Origin of the sequence: Streptomyces sp. NPDC047525 (genome assembly GCF_040643025.1) — a bacterium.
Classification (GTDB): Bacteria; Actinomycetota; Actinomycetes; order Streptomycetales; family Streptomycetaceae; genus Streptomyces; species Streptomyces durmitorensis.
This window is the reverse complement of record NZ_JBEYTL010000019.1, coordinates 84,499-100,599: the sequence shown is the minus strand read 5'-3', so window position 1 is coordinate 100,599 and position 16,101 is coordinate 84,499. Positions and strand designations below refer to the sequence as shown.

Sequence of the window (16,101 nt, the reverse complement as noted above, 5' to 3'; positions counted from 1 at the left end):
GCACAAGAGGCGCATAGAAGGGCGTATCCGGACCTCCGGGTACGCCCTTCACTCGTTTGAGTGACTAGTAAGCCCTCTCTGGCCCGATCGGCCCAGGCGGTCGACAGAATCAGTCCGGCCGCAGGGGCCGTGATCTGTACGGACCGCGCGGCCTGCTCGCTGAACAGGGCCTTAGGGGGGCCGTCGGCATGATCCGTATCAGGGCTGGAGCTCCCCGCCGGGTGCTCCTCCGGGCGAGGGGCCGGACCAGGCTCCGGGCCAGGCTCCGGGTGAGGGCCAGGGCGAAGGCAGGGACGAAGGCAGGGACGAAGGCGTTCCGTGTGGATCCGCCGCGGATCCGGCGCGTCCTCTCGCTCGGCCTTCCCACGGTGTGGGGCGCGGCAGCCGTCACGTACAAACTCGTCTGCCCGCTCGCCCAGCAGAACGGCCTTGAAGCGCGGATCGTCACCAGCGCGGTCTTCTTCGCGGTCGGCACCGGTCTGATATTGCATGTCCACGGCACGCTGCTGCGGGAGCTGCGGCAGCTCCGCGAGATCGCGGGCGTCGCACAGAACGCCCTGCTCCGCCCGCTGCCGCCGCGCGTCGAGGGCCTCACGGTCGCGGCCGGGCGGCTCTCCGCGTCACGCGGCGCCTCCGTCGGCGGCGATCTGTACGAGGTGGCGGCCACCGACCACGGCGTCCGCGTCGTCATGGGCGACGTGCGCGGGCACGGCCTGACCGCCATCAGCACGGCCGCCGCCGTGCTCGGCAGCTTCCGCGAGGCCGCGTACGAAGAGCCGGAACTGCCGCACGTGCTCCGGAAGTTGGAGCGCGCCCTGGGGCGTCATCTGCGGGAGCGTTCGCGCGCCGAGCATCCGGCGGGCGGTGGCGTGCCTGCGGACAGTCCGCCGGCCGAGGAGTTCGTCACCGTACTCCTGATGGAGATCGGCCCGGACGGCGAGATGACCGCGCTCAACTGCGGCCACCCCTGGCCGCACCGCCTGAGCGGGCACGCCGAGCCGGTCGCCGGCGGGGAACCGCTGCCGCCGCTCGGCCCCTTCCCGCTCCCCGCCGAACTGCCCGTACTGCACTGCGGATCACTTCTTCCGGGGGAGGCGCTCGTGCTGCACACGGACGGCATGGAGGACGCGCGGGACGCGGCCGGACGGTTCTTCCCGCTCCGGGCGGCGCTCACCGAAGCGGTGCGGGTCCCGCCGGTCGCGCCCCAGACCGTGATCCGCGCGGTGTACGCCCAACTCCTGCGCCACACCCGGCGGTTGCCCACCGACGACGCCGCGCTGCTCGTCCTGCGCAACGACCGCCGGAGGGTGCCCCAGCAGCAGGGGGAGACGGTGCGCCGGGAAAGCACCATGACGTGACGCACCGTCAACCTCCACCGGCCATGCGCCGCCCGTTCCCGCCTTGGAGTTGTCGGGCAGACAGCGGGGCGGGCGGCGCCAGTGAGGGCCGCCGTACTTTTCGAGGGGGAGCCGGCGGCCCGGCCGGCCTCCTTGTGAGGAATCTCAGTCAAGCGGGGCAGGAGTGGTGACGGCAGAGCGCACACCCCCCGGATTCGGGCGTTCCGTTCACACCCCGTGTGAAGTCACCTCTACTACGCTGGCGACACCGAGTCACCGGAGGGCCTCCATGCAGCCCAATACCCTGCTCGACGCGATCCTCGACGAGGCGGGAATCTCCCACGCGGGCCTGGCTGCCCACGTGAATCAGGCAGGGAAGAGGCGCGGCCTCGCCCTTCGCTACGAACACACCGCCGTCTCCCGGTGGTTGAAGGGGCAGCGCCCGCGGGGCCAGGTGCCCGACCTGATCTGCGAGGTCCTCGCGGGGCGGCTCCAGCGCACCGTGACCCTGGACGACATCGGTCTCGGAGTGCCGGGCCTGCCGGTCGCGGGAGCGGGTTCCGCGGCCTCGACGCTGTCCGGCTTCGTGGAGAGGGCCACCGCGCTCTGGCGCTCCGACGAACAGCAGCGCCCGCACCTTCTCGGCGCCCCGGCCGTCACGGGAACGCCCGCGGTGATGCCTGTCTGGGAGTGGGAGAACCCGCCCGAGGACGTGGACGTCTCGCGCGGCGGCAGGCATCAGGTCAGCACGGCCGACATCGACATGATGCGCGCGGCGCGCGCCCACTACGAGCAGATGTACCGCAAGACCGGCGGCATCGCGACCCGCACCCGCATCGTCGGCTTCCTCAACGCCGAGGCCGCGCCCCTGCTGCGCGGCAGCTACACGGACGAGACGGGGCGTCAACTGCACAGATCCACGGGCGGGTTGGTGGCCATCGCGGGCATCTGCGCCTACGACTCGGACGCGCACGGCCTGGCCCAGCGCTACTTCCACCAGGCCCTGCGCCTGGCAAAGGCCAGTGGTGACCGGGGACTTGGCGCCTACGTCATCGCGCTCCTGGTCAATCAGTCCCTGTTCATGCGCGAGTACCGCCAGGCGGTGGCCTTCGCGGAGGCCGCGCTGCGCGCCGCGGGCCGCGATCTCACGCCGGCCCTCGCCTCCGATCTCTACGCCATGCAGGCCAAGTCGTACGCGCACCTGGGCGACGGCAGCAGCGCGCTGTCCTGCATCCGGCGTGCGGAGGCCGCAGCGGACCGCATCCGGCGTGGGCGCGAGCCGGACGAGACCGGCTATGTCCAGCCCGGGCTCGTCAACGTGCAAGTGGCGGAGGCGCTGCTCAGCCTGGGCGACCTCACGGGAGCGTACGAGCATGCGGCGGCGGCGGTGGACACGCCGGCACACGACCGGGGCCGGGTGCATCGGCTCGCCATGCTCAGCCAGATCGAACTGCGCCAGGGAAACACCGACGAGGCCGTGGCCACGGCGGTGGAAATGGCAGAACAGGCCCGGGGGATGGAGTCCCAACGACTGCGCGACCGGCTGCGGGCCGTGCGGGAACATCTGGTGCGCAGCGACTGCGCGGGCACGGCCGAGGCGGCCGAACTCATCGCCGGGGCGCTGCGCGTGCCCCTGTGATGCGCACCGCGCGTACGCCTGCGACGACTCATGGGGAGCGCTGAACTCCGGCGTCGTCCACACGCTGCTCTGAACACCCTCCTGCTGCGATATTGCCATCTACTCGGCGGAAGGTGGCAGAACCGTGCAGTGGACGAAACAAAGCGAACAAACTGTGTATGGAAATCGATGGTTCACGGTCAATCTGGCAGATGTCGAATTGCCCGACGGCCGGCACCTGGACCACTTCCTGATACGGCTGCGGCCCGTCGCCGTGGCCACCGTCGTCAATGAGGCCAACGAGGTGCTGCTGCTCTGGCGGCACCGATTCATCACCGACAGCTGGGGCTGGGAACTGGCGGCGGGTGTCGTCGAGGACGGTGAGGACCTCGCGTACGCGGCCGCAAGGGAAATGGAGGAAGAGACCGGCTGGCGGCCGGGCCCGTTACGACACCTGATGAGTGTCGAGCCGTCCAATGGGCTCACCGACGCCAAGCACCACATCTACTGGTCGGATGAGTGCACCTACATCGGTCATCCCGAGGACGACTTCGAGTCCGACCGCCGTGAATGGGTCCCGCTCAAACTCGTCCCTGACATGGTGGCCCGCGGTGAAGTACCGGCCGCCAACATGGCGGCCGCGCTACTCCTCCTGCACCACCTCCGTCTGGGCCAGGACGCGCACTAACGGCCGATGGCCTGCCAGACTGCCACGGCGAGCGCACCAACCGCCGTCAGGGCGAGAAGGGCGGGCAGCGGCCAACGCGTGTGCTCAAGTGCCGTGATCCGCACGGTCAGTTCATCCTGGCTCTTGACGCTCTGTTCGTCATGTTGGGTGAGCAACGCCAGCTGTCCGTCGACGCGGGCCAGGCCCACGTCCAAGCTGCGGCGTAACTCGGCGAGTTCTTCCGGGACCACGCGAGATTCGGGGTCGGCGGTCACAAGTCCGTTCCTTTCCGTAGCTGTCAACCCCCCTGATGCGCACGGAAAGTAAACTCGCCTGGTGGCCGGGGCGGGAGAGTGTGCGAAGGGCATATGCGAGCCCAGGGCGCACACGGTGTGTGAACGCCGCGGGCCCGGCACTCGATGGAGTGCCGGGCCCGCGTGCGGTGCGAAGTTCAGGTGCCAGTGTGAGCCGGTCAGGCGTACGGGTAGAAGCCCGAGCCGGACTTGCGGCCGAGCCTCCCTGCGTCCACCATCCGCTGGAGCAGCGGGGGCGCGGCGTACAGCGGCTCCTTGTACTCGGCGTACATGCTGTCCGCCACCGAGGCGACGGTGTCGAGGCCGATCAGGTCGGCGAGCTTGAGCGGGCCCATCGGGTGGGCGCAGCCGAGCTCCATGCCGTTGTCGATGTCCTCGCGGCTTGCGATGCCCGACTCGAACATCCGGATCGCGGAGAGCAGATACGGGATGAGCAGCGCGTTGACCACGAAGCCCGAGCGGTCCTGGGCGCGGATCGCGTGCTTGCCGAGCACCTTCTCGACCATCGACTGCGCGCGGCTGATCGTTCCCTCGGACGTCGTCAGCGCGGGGATCAGCTCGACGAGCTGCTGCACCGGGGCCGGGTTGAAGAAGTGGATGCCGATGACCGCGTCCGGGCGGGAGGTGGCGACGGCCAGCTTCACCAGCGGGATGGACGAGGTGTTGGAGGCGAGGATCGCGTCCTGCCGGGTCACCACCTGGTCGAGCACCTGGAAGATCTCGGTCTTGACCGCCTCGTTCTCGACGACCGCCTCGATCACGAGGTCGCGGTCGGAGAACTCCCCGAGGTCGGTCGTGAAGCTCAGACGGGCGAGCGTCTCGTCGCGCTCCTCCTCCGAGATCTTGCCGCGTTCGGCGGCCTTGGAGAGGGAGTTGTAGAGCCGGGTACGGCCGATCTCCAGGGCCTCGCCGGTGGTCTCCGCGACCTTCACATCGAGTCCGGAGCGGGCGCAGACCTCCGCGATCCCGGCGCCCATCTGGCCGCAGCCCACTACTCCGACGCGTGCGATGTCGGGCATAGAGTCGGTCACCTCGTGCCTTTCGCTGATCAACGGGAAGGCAGCCCTCCGTACGGTTGCGGTGTCTGCCCCAGCGGTGAACGTTACTCCGGAACCTCAGGTGCATGACGTGCCGGGTCGGGCATGCTGTCCCGTACAGGCAGCGGTTCCGGCGGATATACAGGCCAGGGGGCGAGCGGATGAGGCGTATGTCACGCCGAGGTTTCACGATTGCGGCAACCGCGATGGTGGCGGGGCTCACAGCCGCGGGGGACGCGGCGGCCGCGCCCGAGCGGGCCCCTTCGCGGCGTGAGCTGCGGGGCATGTGGCTGGCGACCGTCGCCAACCGTGACTGGCCGTCGAAGCCCGGCCTCACGCCGGCGGAGCAGCGCGCCGAACTGATCGGCCATCTCGACACGGCCGTACGGCGCCGGCTGAACGCCGTGGTGTTCCAAGTGCGCCCCACCGCCGACGCGTTGTGGCCTTCGCCGTACGAGCCGTGGGCGGAGTGCCTCACCGGCGTGCAGGGCAAGCACCCCGGCTGGGACCCACTGGGCACCGCCGTGGCCGAGGCGCACCGCAGGGGCCTTGAGCTGCATGCCTGGTTCAACCCGTTCCGCATCGCCAACCACACGGACCCCTCGCGCCTGGTCCCGACGCACCCCGCGCGGCTGCACCCCGACTGGGTCGTGCCCTACGGCGGGAAGCTCTACTACAACCCGGGCCTGCCCGAGGTACGGCGCTTCGTCCAGGACGCGATGCTCGACGCCGTGCGCCACTACGCCGTCGACGCGGTGCACTGGGACGACTACTTCTACCCGTACCCGGTCGCCGGGCAGGTCTTCGACGACGACGACGCCTTCGCGCGCTACGGCGGCGGCTTCCCGGACCGCGCCGCCTGGCGGCGCGACAACATCGACCGCCTGGTGCGCGAGATGGGGACGCGGATCAAGAAGGTCCGCAAGCACGTGCAGTTCGGGATCAGCCCCTTCGGGGTCTGGCGCAACGCCTCGACCGATCCGCTCGGTTCGGACACCCAGGCCGGCGTGCAGACCTACGACAACCTGCACGCCGACACGCGCGGCTGGGTCAAGAAGGGCTGGCTCGACTACATCTGCCCGCAGCTCTACTGGAACATCGGCTTCGCCGTCGCCGACTACGGCAAGCTGCTGCCCTGGTGGGCCGATGTCGTCAAGGACACGGGCGTGCGCCTGTACGTGGGGGAGGCCCTCTACAAGGCGGGCGATCCCGCACAGCCCGCGGCCTGGCAGGACCCCGCCGAGCTGTCCCGCCATCTCACGTACGCCAAGGGCTTCCCGCAGGCGCGCGGGCATGTCTACTTCTCGGCGAAGGAAGTGGGCGTGGACAAGATCGGCGCGATGGCCCGGGTGGTCGCCGACCACTATCAGCAGCGGGCCAGGCCACCACGCTGATCCGGTTCCCGGCCGGGAGCTACTGAGCCGGGTCCTGATGCCGTACGACGGTGTCGGGGCCCGGCGACATGACCGTCTCGTGGCCGTCCTCGAGGCGCACGCGGTACGGCGGTCCGCCGTCCGTGCCGAGCACCTCGACGACCTCCGCGATCCGGTCGTGCTGCCCGACGACCCTGCCGTGGACCACCAGCTTGTCGCCTACGGTTGCACGCATCTGGAGCGACCTCCTCGTCCCACCCTGCGGTTGCGATCCGTGGCGGCAAGTCTACGTCGGGTGGCCGGAGCTGGGGCCTGGCCGTCGGCGTCTAGCCGCGCGCCCGTTGGGTGACCGCGATGCACACGAGGACGGCTGCGGCCGTCAGGGGCGCGGCGGGCGTGAGGTGCTCGCCGAGCAGGAACACCGACCAGACCAGGGTGAGCAGCGGCTGGGCGAGCTGGAGCTGGCTCGCCTTGGGGACGCCGATCGCCGCCATGCCGCGGTACCAGACGACCAGGCCGAGGAACTGCGAGCCGATGGCGGAGTAGAGCAGCCCGGTGGTGCTGTGCCCGGTGAGCCGGAAGGGCTCGGACTGCAGGGCGACGGCCGCCCCCGCCACGGCGAGCGGCAGACACAGGACGAGCGCCCAGCCGATGACCTGCCAGCCCGGCATCTCACGGGCGAGACGGCCGCCCTCGGTGTACCCGGCCGCGCAGATGAGGAGCGAGGCGAAGAGGTACAGGTCGGCCGTCGACAGGGCGCCGCCGCTCTGCTGGACGGTGAACGCGATCACCGCGGCCGCGCCCGTGAGGGCGGCGGCCCAGAACATCCGGGAGGGCCGTGCCCCGGTGCGCAGCGCCGAGAACACGGCGGTCGTCAGCGGGAGCAGTCCGACGACCACGGCCGCGTGGGCCGTGGTGGAGGTCTGCAGGGCCAGCGTGGTCAGCAGCGGGAAGCCGATGACGACTCCGGCGGCGACGACCGCGAGCCCCGCCCAGTGGTGGCGGGCGGGCAGCGGGACGCGCAGGGCGAGCAGGGCGCCGCCCGCGATGACCGCGCTCAGGACGCAGCGCAGGGCCACGAACGACCAGGGGCCAATGCCTTCGAGGCCCCAGGCGGTGGAGGGGAAGGTGAGCGAGAAGGCGGTGACGCCGAGTGCGGCCATGACGGTGCCGCTCCGGCGGGAGCTGCTGTGCGGGGGCGCGGCCCGTCGGGTGCCCGCGGTCTCCTGCGGGGCCGTGGCGGTGGTGACCGCTATCCGACTCGGGTGAGTAGCGCTATCCTGTGCTGTCATGCAAGACAGTAGCAGTGTGGCTGAGTTGGCAAAACAGTTGCGGAACGAGCTGGACCGCTACTCACCCGGTGGAAAGCTGCCGTCGAGTCGGGCGCTGGTCGACCGGTTCAGGGTGAGCCCGGTGACCGTGTCGCGGGCCCTGGGGCAGCTGGCCGCCGAGGGCCTGGTCGTCACGCGGCCCGGCGCCGGTGTCTTCCGCGCCGAGCCGCAGGCCGCGGCCGCGCCGGCGGGCGACACCTCGTGGCAGGAGGTGGCCCTGAGCGCGGACGCGGCGACGGAGCTGGTGCCGCGCGCGGTGGACGCCTCCGGGGTCCTGGTCACGCTCGCGGCGCCGCCGCCCGGCATCATCGAGTTCAACGGCGGCTATCTGCACCCCTCGCTGCAGCCCGAGCGCGCGATGGCGGCGGCCCTCGCGCGGGCGGGGCGGCGGCCAGGGGCGTGGGGGAGGCCGCCGGTCGACGGGCTCCCCGAACTGCGGGAGTGGTTCGCGCGCGGCATCGGCGGCGCGATCACGGCCGCCGAGGTGCTGATCACCGCGGGCGGCCAGAGCGCGCTCACCACGGCCCTGCGTGCCCTTGCCCCGCCAGGATCGCCGGTCCTCGTCGAGTCGCCGACGTATCCCGGCATGCTGGCGATCGCCCGCGCGGCAGGGCTGCGGCCGGTCCCGGTGCCGGTCGACGTGGACGGCGTACGCCCCCAGCTGCTCGCGGCGGCGTTCAAGGCCACCGGGGCGCGGGTGTTCGTCTGCCAGCCGCTGTTCCAGAACCCGACGGGGGCCGTGCTCTGCGCGGAGCGCCGCCCGGAGGTGCTGCGCATCGCGCGTGAGGCCGGGGCCTTCGTCATCGAGGACGACTTCGTGCGCCGCCTCGTCCACGAGGACGCCGGCCCGCTGCCCAGGCCGCTGCAGTCCGACGACCCCGACGGCGTCGTCGTGCACGTCTGCTCGCTCACCAAGGCCACGTCGCCGAGCTTCCGGGTGAGCGCGCTCGCCGCGCGCGGACCGGTCCTGGAACGGCTGCGCGCGATCCAGGTCGTCGACCACTTCTTCGTGCCCAGACCCCTCCAGGAGGCGGCCCTCGAACTGGTCGGGTCCCCGGCCTGGCCACGCCATCTGCGGCGGGTGGCGGGCGAGTTGAAGGACCGCAGGGACGCCATGGCGGCGGCCCTGCGCCTGGAGCTCCCCGACCTCGCCCTGCCGCACATCCCCGCGGGCGGCTACCTCCTGTGGCTGCGCCTGCCCGACGGCACGAACGAGGCGGACGTGGTGGGCGCGGCTTTGCGCGCGGGCGTCGCGGTGGCCCCCGGCCGCCCGTACTTCGCGGCCGAACCCTCGGCTGCGTACCTGCGGTTGAGCTTCGCCGCGGTCGCGGGCGTGGGGGAGATCGGCGAGGGGGTGCGCAGGCTCCGGGGGGCGTGCGACGAGGTGTGGGGGGCGTCGCCGTGAGGCGGGGCAGGTGTCGGGTACGAGACCTCCACCGGCGCGCCCGCCCCGCCCGGCGGCTGTCCCACCAGGCGAAATCCGCTCGACGCTGCTGCGGGCGCCTGCGAGCCTTGCGGCCATGACCGACGCACTTCACACCCTGCCCGCCGAGTACGAGATCTCCACCGACGCAGCCCGCCTCGACGCCGCCCGTATCCACCAGTGGCTCTCCACCGACGCGTACTGGGCGATGGGGCGGCCCCGCGAGAAGCAGGACCGGGCGATCGCCGGATCGCTCAACTTCGGGGTCTACGACTCCGCGTCCGGCGAGCAGGTCGCGTACGCACGCGTGGTGACGGACCGGGCGACCTTCGCCTGGCTCTGCGACGTGTACGTGGACCGCTCCGTGCGCGGAAAGGGCTTCGGGAGCGCTCTGGTGGCGGCCGTCCGGGACCACCTGGAGCCGTGCGGTCTGCGCCGGATTCTGCTGGCTACGGCCGATGCGCACGGGGTGTACGAGAAGGTCGGATTCAGCGCACTCGAAGACCCGGCGAAGTGGATGGCGCTCGGCAAGCAGTGAGCGATTCCCCTGCCGCAAGGACCGTGTGCGGACTCTCGGTGAAGCCTTGACCTGGGCAGCCGCGCACTCCACGATCACCGCATGCAGGTTCGCGTCTCGCTCATCGCCGCCGCGCGAAGCGGCTCGCTGCTCGCCGAGCGCTTCGACGACGACCGGCCGCTCGACCAGTCGGGCTGGCACGAGGTGCAGCTCGCCGCGCCCGCGCTGCTGCCGCTCGGCGTGGCCGAGCTGCGCTACTGCTCACCCACGCCGCGCAGCCGCGCCACCGGCGACGCCCTCGGCTTCGCGCCCCTGGCCCAACCCGCCCTGCGGGACTGCGACATGGGGCGCTGGCGCGGTCTGACCCTCGGCGATGTGACGGCGAGCGAACCCGCCGCCGTCGACGCCTGGCTGCGGGATCCGCGCTCGGCGCCGCACGGAGGCGAGTCGCTCCTCGCCTTCATCTCGCGCATCGGCGGCTGGCTGGACACGCGCCCCGTCGGCGACGGCTCACGGATCCTCGCCGTGGCCGAGCCCTCCGTCGTCCGCGCGGCCCTCGTCTACGCCCTGAAGGCGCCCCCGTCGACGTACTGGAACATCGACGTCCGCCCTCTGTCGACGGTCACTCTCACCGGCCACGGCGGCCGCTGGAACCTGCGGATCGCCGCCGAGGGCGAAGGGGCCGGGGTGATCGGATCCGGCGGTCCGTGAACGAAGGCAGCGCCGGTGCCTGCCGGGTCACGCGTCGATGCGGCGCTTGGCGAGCCAGGCGACGATCTCCGGGTCGCGGTGGTCGAAGAACAGGGACGCACCGGTGTCCAGGGTGGCGATGGCCGCCATCTGGTCGTCGGTGAGCTCGAAGTCGAAGATGTCGAAGTTCTCCGCCATGCGCTCGGCACGCACCGACTTGGGGATCGCGACGACACCCCGCTGGGTCAGCCAGCGGAGCACGACCTGCGCCACGGACTTGCCGTACTGCTCACCGATCCCGGCCAGGAGCGGCTGCGTGAAGAGCTCGTTCCTGCCTTCGGCGAAGCCGCCCCAGGACTGGATCTGGACGCCGTGCTCGCGCATGAGGTCCTGATCGGCGGTGCGCTGGAAGAACGGGTGGGTCTCGATCTGGTTGACCTGGGGCGTGATCTCGTTGTTGACCGTGAGGTCGAGGAGCCGGTCGGGGTAGAAGTTGGCGACGCCGATCGCCTTGGCGAGGCCCTCGCGGTTCAGGTCCTCCATGGCGCGCCACTGGCCGTAGACGTCGCCGAAGGGCTGGTGCATCAGGTACAGGTCGACGTGGTCGAGGCCGAGCCTGGTCAGCGACGTCTCCAGGGCACGCCTGGTGTTCTCCTGTGCGGGTGCGTCCTGGACCCACAGCTTGGTGGTGACGAACAGGTCCTCGCGCGGGACGCCGCTGTTCTTGACGGCGCGGCCCACGGCCTCCTCGTTGCCGTAGGCGGCTGCCGTGTCGAGGAGCCGGTATCCGGCGGCGATGGCCTCGCTGACGGCCCGCTCGGTCTGCTCGGGCGGGATCTGGTAGACGCCGAAGCCGAGGACGGGCATCTCGACGCCGTTGTTCAAGGTCACGTACTGCATGGGGGTCTCCTGGTCGTGCTGGGGTGGCGGGGTCAGCGTTCGAGCATCTGCCGGCCCGCTTCGGTGTGGGTCTCTCCGGCGGCCGAGGGCAGGCCGCTGAGCTGGTCGAGCTGCTCGGTGGTCAGCTCGATGCCGTCGGCCGCGGTGTTCTCCTCGACCCGGTGGACGCGCTTGGTGCCGGGGATGGGCGCGATGTCGTCGCCCTGCGCGAGGAGCCAGGCAAGGGCGACCTGGGCCGGGGTGGCACCGGCCTCGGCGGCGACGGCCTGGACCTCGTCGGCGATCCGCAGATTGCGCCGGAAGTTCTCGCCGGTGAAGCGCGGGTTGCCGTGCCGGAAGTCGCCTTCCTTGAAGTCCTCGGTGGAGCGGATCGTGCCGGTGAGGAAGCCGTGCCCGAGCGGTGAGAACGGCACCAGGCCGATGTTCAGCTCGCGCAGCAGCGGCAGCACCCGCTCCTCGAGGCCACGGGTCCACAGCGAGTACTCCGACTGCACGGCCGTGACCGGCTGGACCGCGTGTGCCCGGCGGATGGTGTCGGGACCGGCCTCGGACAGGCCGAACGCGCGGACCTTGCCCTGCGCGATCAGCTCGGCCACCGCCCCGGCGGTCTCCTCGATCGGCGTGTTCGGGTCGACGCGGTGCTGGTAGTACAGGTCGATGTGGTCGGTGCCGAGCCGCTTCAGCGAGCCCTCGACGGCGGTGCGGATGTTGTCCGGGCCGCTGTCCAGGTTCCAGGGGCCCGCCCCGGCGTGGGAGACCAGGCCGAACTTCGACGCCAGTACGACCTGGTCGCGGCGGCCCTTCAGGGCGCGGCCGAGGAGTTCCTCGTTGGCGTAGGGGCCGTAGATCTCGGCGGTGTCGATCAGCGTGACGCCGAGCTCCAGGGCGCGGTGCAGAGTGCGGACGGATTCCGCCTCGTCGGTCCCGGAGTCGGTGTAGCCGTGCGACATCCCCATCGCACCGAGCCCGATCCTGGAAACCTCCAGGTCACGCAGGTTGATGTACTTCATCGCGCTTCCTTCCGTCTCTGTCCATGTGCCGGATCCGTCCGAACCGCCGCAACCGGAGCGCCGCCCGGATGCCGCACGGCGGATCAACGGGCAACGTCATTCACTCTGCCGCCGCGTGCGACAAAGAGGCAGGTCGGATCGGTCCAGGGGGAGAGCAGCGGGGGTGCGACACGGCCCCCCTCGCAGGTGCCGCCCCGGTGGCGCCGGAGGGAGACTTGATGCCATGGCACCCGAGCAGTACACCGGCGGCGACGAACTGGCGCGCTTCCTGCGCGCCCGCCGCACGCAGACCAGCCCCCAGAGCGCAGGCCTCACCCCGGGGCCCGGCGTACGCCGCACCCCCGGCCTGCGCCGCGAGGAGCTGGCCACCCTCGCCGGGGTCAGCATCGACTACTACACCCGCCTGGAGCGCGGCAAGGAGACCCGGCCGAGCCCCGGCGTCGTCGACGCCCTCGCGCGCGCCCTGCAGCTCGACGACGACGAACACCACCACCTGCGCGAGCTCGCCGCACGGGCCGCCAGATACGCCCCCGAGCCGCCTCCGCCGCCCAGCCGGACGGTCCGCCCGCACCTGAAGCTGGTCCTGGAGACGATGCGGCCGAACCCGGCCTACATCGTCAGCCGCTCCATGGACCTGCTCGCCTGGAACCCCGCGGGCCTCGCCCTGTACGCGGGCCTCGCCGACTGGCCCGCCACGCAGCGCAACCTCGCCCGCTACCTCTTCCTCCACCCCACCGCGCACGACCTGTTCCCCGACTGGGAGAGCCTGGTCCGTGGCTGTGTCGCCCGTCTGCGCGCCGAGGCCGGCACCAACCCCGACGCACCCGACCTCACCCACCTCGTCGGCGAACTCCTCCTCAAGAGCCCGGACTTCGCCAAGCTGTGGGAGCGCTACGAGGTCATCGGACGCAAGAAGCTCCAGAAGACCTTCCAGCACCCCCAGGTCGGCACCCTCACCCTGAGCAGCCAGAGCATGCACCTCGACGGCACTCCGGGCCGGCGCCTCAGCGTCTACACCGCGGAGCCGGGCACCCCCGACCACGACGCCATGCTCCTGCTCGACATGACCGCACCGCACAAGAGCGAGCCGTCGAACGCCGAGCGCCGGCGCTGATCACGCCTGTCGTGTGTACGCGGTCGTGAGGATCAGGTCCTTGGCGGGACCGGCGACCCGCCACCGCATCCGCCAGCGCCGCTCGTCGTACACCTCGAACTCGCCCCGGTAGAGGTCGAGCGCGCACGGATGGTCGGCGGTGTGCCGGCCGGTGCGCAGGTCCAGGTCGTGGAAGGGGCGGCCGTCGGCGAAGGTGACGTGCGCGGTGGCCGGGTCGTCACCGGGCAGGAAGCGGAGGGTGCGTTCGGCGGGGCGGGCGGTGCCGCGCCAGGTGAAGGTGCCGGACTCGTGGTGCAGGAGGCCGTCGCCGTCCCACGTGAACACCGTCGTGCCCGTGAAGTGGCCCTCCGCGTGGCCGGCGACATCCCGTGCCGTCCGCTCCACCTGCCACGTCCCGGCCAGGTAGGCGAGGACATCCGGTACGCCGTGAAACGCCCCGTTCATCGCGCCTCCCACCCGGTGGCGGCTTCCCAGCCGGTCTCGGCCGCCCACCGCTCGGCGCCCTCCATCAGGACGTCGGTCGCCGGGGCCTTGATCTGGCCGTAGTCGGCGAGCCGCGCCGGCACGCTCAGCGCGAGCCGCTGCTTGAAGGCTCCCCACGCCTCGCGTGCCGTGCCGTTCGCGCGCAGGTAGTCGCGGAACAGGAGGGCGTAGCGGGCGTTGGGGCGGCCGTCCTCCCGCAGATGGACGTTGCAGCGGCGGGCGCCGGGCCGCGGGGCGAGGACCAGCTTGGGGCAGTGGTGGCCCGCCGAGACCTCGGAGTGGTTCCACGGCTCGGGCCTCAGCCGGAAGCCGATCGCGGTGAGCGCCGGGACAAGCCGCGGCTCGTCGAGCGTGTCCACCCGCACCTGCACGTCCACGCAGTCCTTCGCGGCCAGCCCCGGAACGGACGTCGAACCGACATGGTCGACGGCGACCGCGAGGTCCCCGAGCGCGTCCCTCAGGACCGAGGCCAGACGCGCGAAGTCCGTCGGCCACGACGGCCGGTACTCCACCACGACCAGGGCTTCCGCTGCTTCATCCGGAAAGGGCATGCCCCGCAGATTACGCGGGACCGGGCCCGGCATCCGGCCCCGGCGATGCCTGCCGCCGCTGTCTACTTGTCGACGAAGGCGAGGCTTCCCTCGTCGTACCGGGTGCCCGCGACCGCACCCGCCGGCGCCACCGCGTCGATCGCCGCGAGCTCCTCGGCGGAGAGCTCGACGGCGAGCGCGCCCAGGTTCTCCGTGAGGTACTTCTCCCGGCGCGTGCCCGGGATCGGCACCACGTCGTCGCCGCGGTGCTGCACCCAGGCCAGCGCGAGCTGCCCCGCGGTGACGCCCTTCTCTTCGGCGAGCGCGTCGAGGGCGGTCACGATGGGCAGGTTCCGCTCCAGGTTCCCGTCGGCGAACCGCGGCTGCTCGCGCCGCATGTCGCCCTCCTGGAGACCGGCGACCGAGGTGTAGCGCCCGGTCAGGAAGCCGCGGCCGAGCGGCGAGAACGGCACGAGACCGATGCCGAGCTCCCGGCAGACCGGCGCGATCTCCGACTCCAGGTCACGCGTCCACAGCGACCACTCGCTCTGCAGCGCGGCGATCGGATGCACCGCGTGCGCCCGCCGGATCGTCCGCGCGCTCGCCTCGGAGAGCCCGAGGTGGCGCACCTTCCCGGCCTCGACGAGCTCGGCCATCGCGCCGACGGTCTCCTCGATCGGCACGTCCTGGTCGACGCGGTGCAGGTAGTAGAGGTCGATGTGGTCGGTCCCGAGGCGCCGCAGCGACGCGTCGCACGCCTGTCGTACGTACGCCGCGTCGCCCCTGATCTTCGTGGGCTCGCCGAGCCGGTTGGCGAAGCCGAACTTCGTGGCGACGACGGCCTGTTCGCGCCGGCCGGCGAGCGCGCGGCCGATCAGCTCTTCGTTGTGGCCCCCGCCGTAGAAGTCGGAGGTGTCGAGCAGGCTGACGCCGAGGTCGAGGGCACGGTGGATCGTCGCGATCGACTGCGCGTCGTCCGAGGCGCCGTACGCGTGACTCATCCCCATGCAGCCGAGTCCCTGGGCCGAGACGGTCAGTGCTCCGAGACGGCGCGTGGGAATGCTGGTCATGGCGGTACCTCCAGGTGGAGCCGTGTGCCCTGTTCGAGCGGACGGCTCCGAGCCTAGGAGCTGGAGTCGACTCCAAGTCAAACCATTTCGGCGGGACTTGGCCTCGCGATGCCGCCGTGCCTACTTCTGGTCCGCCGCCGCGTACAGCGCCGCCACGTCGATCTTCTTCATGCCGAGCATGGCCGCCATGGCGCGCTGGGCCCGCGCCTGGTCGGGGTCGGAGATGAGCTTGCCCAGGTCGGCGGGGGCGACCTGCCAGGAGAGCCCGAACTTGTCCTTGAGCCAGCCGCAGGGGCCCTCCTGGCCGCCTTCGGAGAGCTTCGTCCAGTAGTGGTCGACCTCCTCCTGGTCGGCGCAGTCGATCGTGAGGGAGACCGCTTCGTTGAAGGTGAACTCGGGTCCGCCGTTGAGCGCCAGGTACGGCTGGCCGTCGAGCTCGAACTCGACGGTCATCACGGTCCCGGCAGGGCGCGGCCCGGCTTCTCCGTAGTGGGCCAAGTCCGTGATCTTCGAGTTCGGGAAGACGGAGACATAGAACGTGGCGGCGTCCTCGCCCTGGGTGTCGAACCAGAGGGTGGGCGTGATGCGGGGCATGACTCTCTCCTGCCGTCGGCGGAGCTCGGGTGGGCCGTGCTCAGGGCTCTGCGCCCGTAGCGGCCCTCGTCTGTCTGTAGAGACCCTCGCCCC

The 16,101-nt window shown here is 71.5% G+C and carries 18 protein-coding genes; 8 read left to right on the top strand and 10 right to left on the bottom strand.

The window, feature by feature from the left end:
* Positions 1-368: 368 nt before the first annotated feature.
* The 3 genes from ABZ833_RS37925 to ABZ833_RS37915 all read left to right on the top strand — a co-directional run bounded on the left by ABZ833_RS37925 (position 369) and on the right by ABZ833_RS37915 (position 3,643).
* Entirely contained in the window at positions 369-1,358 is a 990-nt protein-coding gene (locus ABZ833_RS37925; protein WP_361057153.1) for a PP2C family protein-serine/threonine phosphatase, read from the top strand.
* Between the two features lie 268 nt (positions 1,359-1,626).
* The gene (locus ABZ833_RS37920) at positions 1,627-2,976 is read left to right on the top strand and encodes a transcriptional regulator (RefSeq protein ID WP_249591032.1); all 1,350 of its coding nucleotides are present in this window, start codon (positions 1,627-1,629) and stop codon (positions 2,974-2,976) included.
* Between the two features lie 124 nt (positions 2,977-3,100).
* The gene (locus ABZ833_RS37915) at positions 3,101-3,643 is read left to right on the top strand and encodes an NUDIX hydrolase (protein WP_249591033.1); all 543 of its coding nucleotides are present in this window, start codon (positions 3,101-3,103) and stop codon (positions 3,641-3,643) included.
* Here the strand turns inward: ABZ833_RS37915 and ABZ833_RS37910 are convergent.
* Both ABZ833_RS37910 and ABZ833_RS37905 read right to left on the bottom strand, forming a co-directional pair.
* Positions 3,640-3,897 (bottom strand): hypothetical protein, encoded by a 258-nt coding sequence (locus tag ABZ833_RS37910; protein WP_361056987.1) that lies wholly within the window; start codon positions 3,895-3,897, stop codon positions 3,640-3,642. The two genes, ABZ833_RS37915 and ABZ833_RS37910, sit on opposite strands and share 4 nt — an antisense overlap.
* A gap of 197 nt (positions 3,898-4,094) precedes the next feature.
* Positions 4,095-4,955 carry a 3-hydroxybutyryl-CoA dehydrogenase gene (locus ABZ833_RS37905; RefSeq protein WP_249591035.1) on the bottom strand — a complete coding sequence of 287 codons (861 nt, stop codon included), beginning with the start codon at positions 4,953-4,955 and terminating at the stop codon, positions 4,095-4,097.
* A 179-nt stretch (positions 4,956-5,134) separates the two neighbouring features.
* On the opposite strand from ABZ833_RS37905, the gene ABZ833_RS37900 reads away from it, so the two are divergent.
* Entirely contained in the window at positions 5,135-6,367 is a 1,233-nt protein-coding gene (locus ABZ833_RS37900; protein WP_361056983.1) for a family 10 glycosylhydrolase, read from the top strand.
* Positions 6,368-6,386: 19 nt separating this feature from the next.
* Here the strand turns inward: ABZ833_RS37900 and ABZ833_RS37895 are convergent, their stop codons facing one another.
* Together ABZ833_RS37895 and ABZ833_RS37890 are read right to left on the bottom strand one after the other, a co-directional pair.
* Entirely contained in the window at positions 6,387-6,581 is a 195-nt protein-coding gene (locus tag ABZ833_RS37895) for a DUF1918 domain-containing protein (RefSeq protein ID WP_344528111.1), read from the bottom strand.
* A gap of 91 nt (positions 6,582-6,672) precedes the next feature.
* Positions 6,673-7,638 carry a DMT family transporter gene (locus tag ABZ833_RS37890; RefSeq protein ID WP_361056980.1) on the bottom strand — a complete coding sequence of 322 codons (966 nt, stop codon included), beginning with the start codon at positions 7,636-7,638 and terminating at the stop codon, positions 6,673-6,675.
* On the opposite strand from ABZ833_RS37890, the gene ABZ833_RS37885 reads away from it, so the two are divergent.
* The 3 genes from ABZ833_RS37885 to ABZ833_RS37875 all read left to right on the top strand — a co-directional run bounded on the left by ABZ833_RS37885 (position 7,637) and on the right by ABZ833_RS37875 (position 10,328).
* The gene (locus ABZ833_RS37885) at positions 7,637-9,082 is read left to right on the top strand and encodes a PLP-dependent aminotransferase family protein (RefSeq protein ID WP_361056977.1); all 1,446 of its coding nucleotides are present in this window, start codon (positions 7,637-7,639) and stop codon (positions 9,080-9,082) included. The genes ABZ833_RS37890 and ABZ833_RS37885 overlap by 2 nt on opposite strands.
* 115 nt (positions 9,083-9,197) lie before the next feature.
* Positions 9,198-9,638, top strand: a complete 441-nt coding sequence (locus ABZ833_RS37880) for a GNAT family N-acetyltransferase (RefSeq protein ID WP_361056974.1) — start codon at positions 9,198-9,200, stop codon at positions 9,636-9,638.
* 81 nt (positions 9,639-9,719) lie between these two features.
* Positions 9,720-10,328, top strand: a complete 609-nt coding sequence (locus tag ABZ833_RS37875; protein ID WP_361056971.1) for a histidine phosphatase family protein — start codon at positions 9,720-9,722, stop codon at positions 10,326-10,328.
* Between the two features lie 27 nt (positions 10,329-10,355).
* Here ABZ833_RS37875 and ABZ833_RS37870 read toward each other — a convergent pair whose 3' ends face one another.
* Both ABZ833_RS37870 and ABZ833_RS37865 read right to left on the bottom strand, forming a co-directional pair.
* The gene (locus ABZ833_RS37870) at positions 10,356-11,207 is read right to left on the bottom strand and encodes an aldo/keto reductase (protein ID WP_361056968.1); all 852 of its coding nucleotides are present in this window, start codon (positions 11,205-11,207) and stop codon (positions 10,356-10,358) included.
* A 32-nt stretch (positions 11,208-11,239) separates the two neighbouring features.
* Positions 11,240-12,217, bottom strand: a complete 978-nt coding sequence (locus ABZ833_RS37865) for an aldo/keto reductase (protein WP_361056965.1) — start codon at positions 12,215-12,217, stop codon at positions 11,240-11,242.
* A 223-nt stretch (positions 12,218-12,440) separates the two neighbouring features.
* Between ABZ833_RS37865 and ABZ833_RS37860 the strand changes: the two genes are divergently transcribed.
* Positions 12,441-13,331 carry a helix-turn-helix transcriptional regulator gene (locus ABZ833_RS37860; RefSeq protein ID WP_361056962.1) on the top strand — a complete coding sequence of 297 codons (891 nt, stop codon included), beginning with the start codon at positions 12,441-12,443 and terminating at the stop codon, positions 13,329-13,331.
* Here the strand turns inward: ABZ833_RS37860 and ABZ833_RS37855 are convergent, their stop codons facing one another.
* The 4 genes from ABZ833_RS37855 to ABZ833_RS37840 all read right to left on the bottom strand — a co-directional run bounded on the left by ABZ833_RS37855 (position 13,332) and on the right by ABZ833_RS37840 (position 16,008).
* Positions 13,332-13,775: a DUF6314 family protein gene (locus ABZ833_RS37855; RefSeq protein WP_361056959.1), complete on the bottom strand. Its 444-nt coding sequence runs from the start codon at positions 13,773-13,775 to the stop codon at positions 13,332-13,334.
* Positions 13,772-14,365, bottom strand: coding sequence for a GrpB family protein (locus ABZ833_RS37850; RefSeq protein WP_361056956.1), 594 nt, complete (start codon positions 14,363-14,365; stop codon positions 13,772-13,774). Before ABZ833_RS37850 ends, ABZ833_RS37855 begins: the two co-directional genes overlap by 4 nt.
* Positions 14,366-14,427: 62 nt before the next feature.
* Positions 14,428-15,414, bottom strand: a complete 987-nt coding sequence (locus ABZ833_RS37845) for an aldo/keto reductase (RefSeq protein ID WP_361056954.1) — start codon at positions 15,412-15,414, stop codon at positions 14,428-14,430.
* A gap of 120 nt (positions 15,415-15,534) precedes the next feature.
* Entirely contained in the window at positions 15,535-16,008 is a 474-nt protein-coding gene (locus ABZ833_RS37840; RefSeq protein ID WP_361056951.1) for a VOC family protein, read from the bottom strand.
* Between the last annotated feature and the right edge of the window lie 93 nt (positions 16,009-16,101).

Coding starts and splice junctions, on each gene's coding strand:
- ABZ833_RS37920 (WP_249591032.1), top strand. CDS start 1,627: ATGCAGCCCAATACCCTGCTCGACGCGATCCTCGACGAGGCGGGAATC.
- ABZ833_RS37905 (WP_249591035.1), bottom strand. CDS start 4,955: ATGCCCGACATCGCACGCGTCGGAGTAGTGGGCTGCGGCCAGATGGGC.
- ABZ833_RS37900 (WP_361056983.1), top strand. CDS start 5,135: ATGAGGCGTATGTCACGCCGAGGTTTCACGATTGCGGCAACCGCGATG.
- ABZ833_RS37895 (WP_344528111.1), bottom strand. CDS start 6,581: ATGCGTGCAACCGTAGGCGACAAGCTGGTGGTCCACGGCAGGGTCGTC.
- ABZ833_RS37885 (WP_361056977.1), top strand. CDS start 7,637: ATGCAAGACAGTAGCAGTGTGGCTGAGTTGGCAAAACAGTTGCGGAAC.
- ABZ833_RS37890 (WP_361056980.1), bottom strand. CDS start 7,638: ATGACAGCACAGGATAGCGCTACTCACCCGAGTCGGATAGCGGTCACC.
- ABZ833_RS37880 (WP_361056974.1), top strand. CDS start 9,198: ATGACCGACGCACTTCACACCCTGCCCGCCGAGTACGAGATCTCCACC.
- ABZ833_RS37875 (WP_361056971.1), top strand. CDS start 9,720: ATGCAGGTTCGCGTCTCGCTCATCGCCGCCGCGCGAAGCGGCTCGCTG.
- ABZ833_RS37870 (WP_361056968.1), bottom strand. CDS start 11,207: ATGCAGTACGTGACCTTGAACAACGGCGTCGAGATGCCCGTCCTCGGC.
- ABZ833_RS37865 (WP_361056965.1), bottom strand. CDS start 12,217: ATGAAGTACATCAACCTGCGTGACCTGGAGGTTTCCAGGATCGGGCTC.
- ABZ833_RS37860 (WP_361056962.1), top strand. CDS start 12,441: ATGGCACCCGAGCAGTACACCGGCGGCGACGAACTGGCGCGCTTCCTG.
- ABZ833_RS37855 (WP_361056959.1), bottom strand. CDS start 13,775: ATGAACGGGGCGTTTCACGGCGTACCGGATGTCCTCGCCTACCTGGCC.
- ABZ833_RS37850 (WP_361056956.1), bottom strand. CDS start 14,365: ATGCCCTTTCCGGATGAAGCAGCGGAAGCCCTGGTCGTGGTGGAGTAC.
- ABZ833_RS37845 (WP_361056954.1), bottom strand. CDS start 15,414: ATGACCAGCATTCCCACGCGCCGTCTCGGAGCACTGACCGTCTCGGCC.
- ABZ833_RS37840 (WP_361056951.1), bottom strand. CDS start 16,008: ATGCCCCGCATCACGCCCACCCTCTGGTTCGACACCCAGGGCGAGGAC.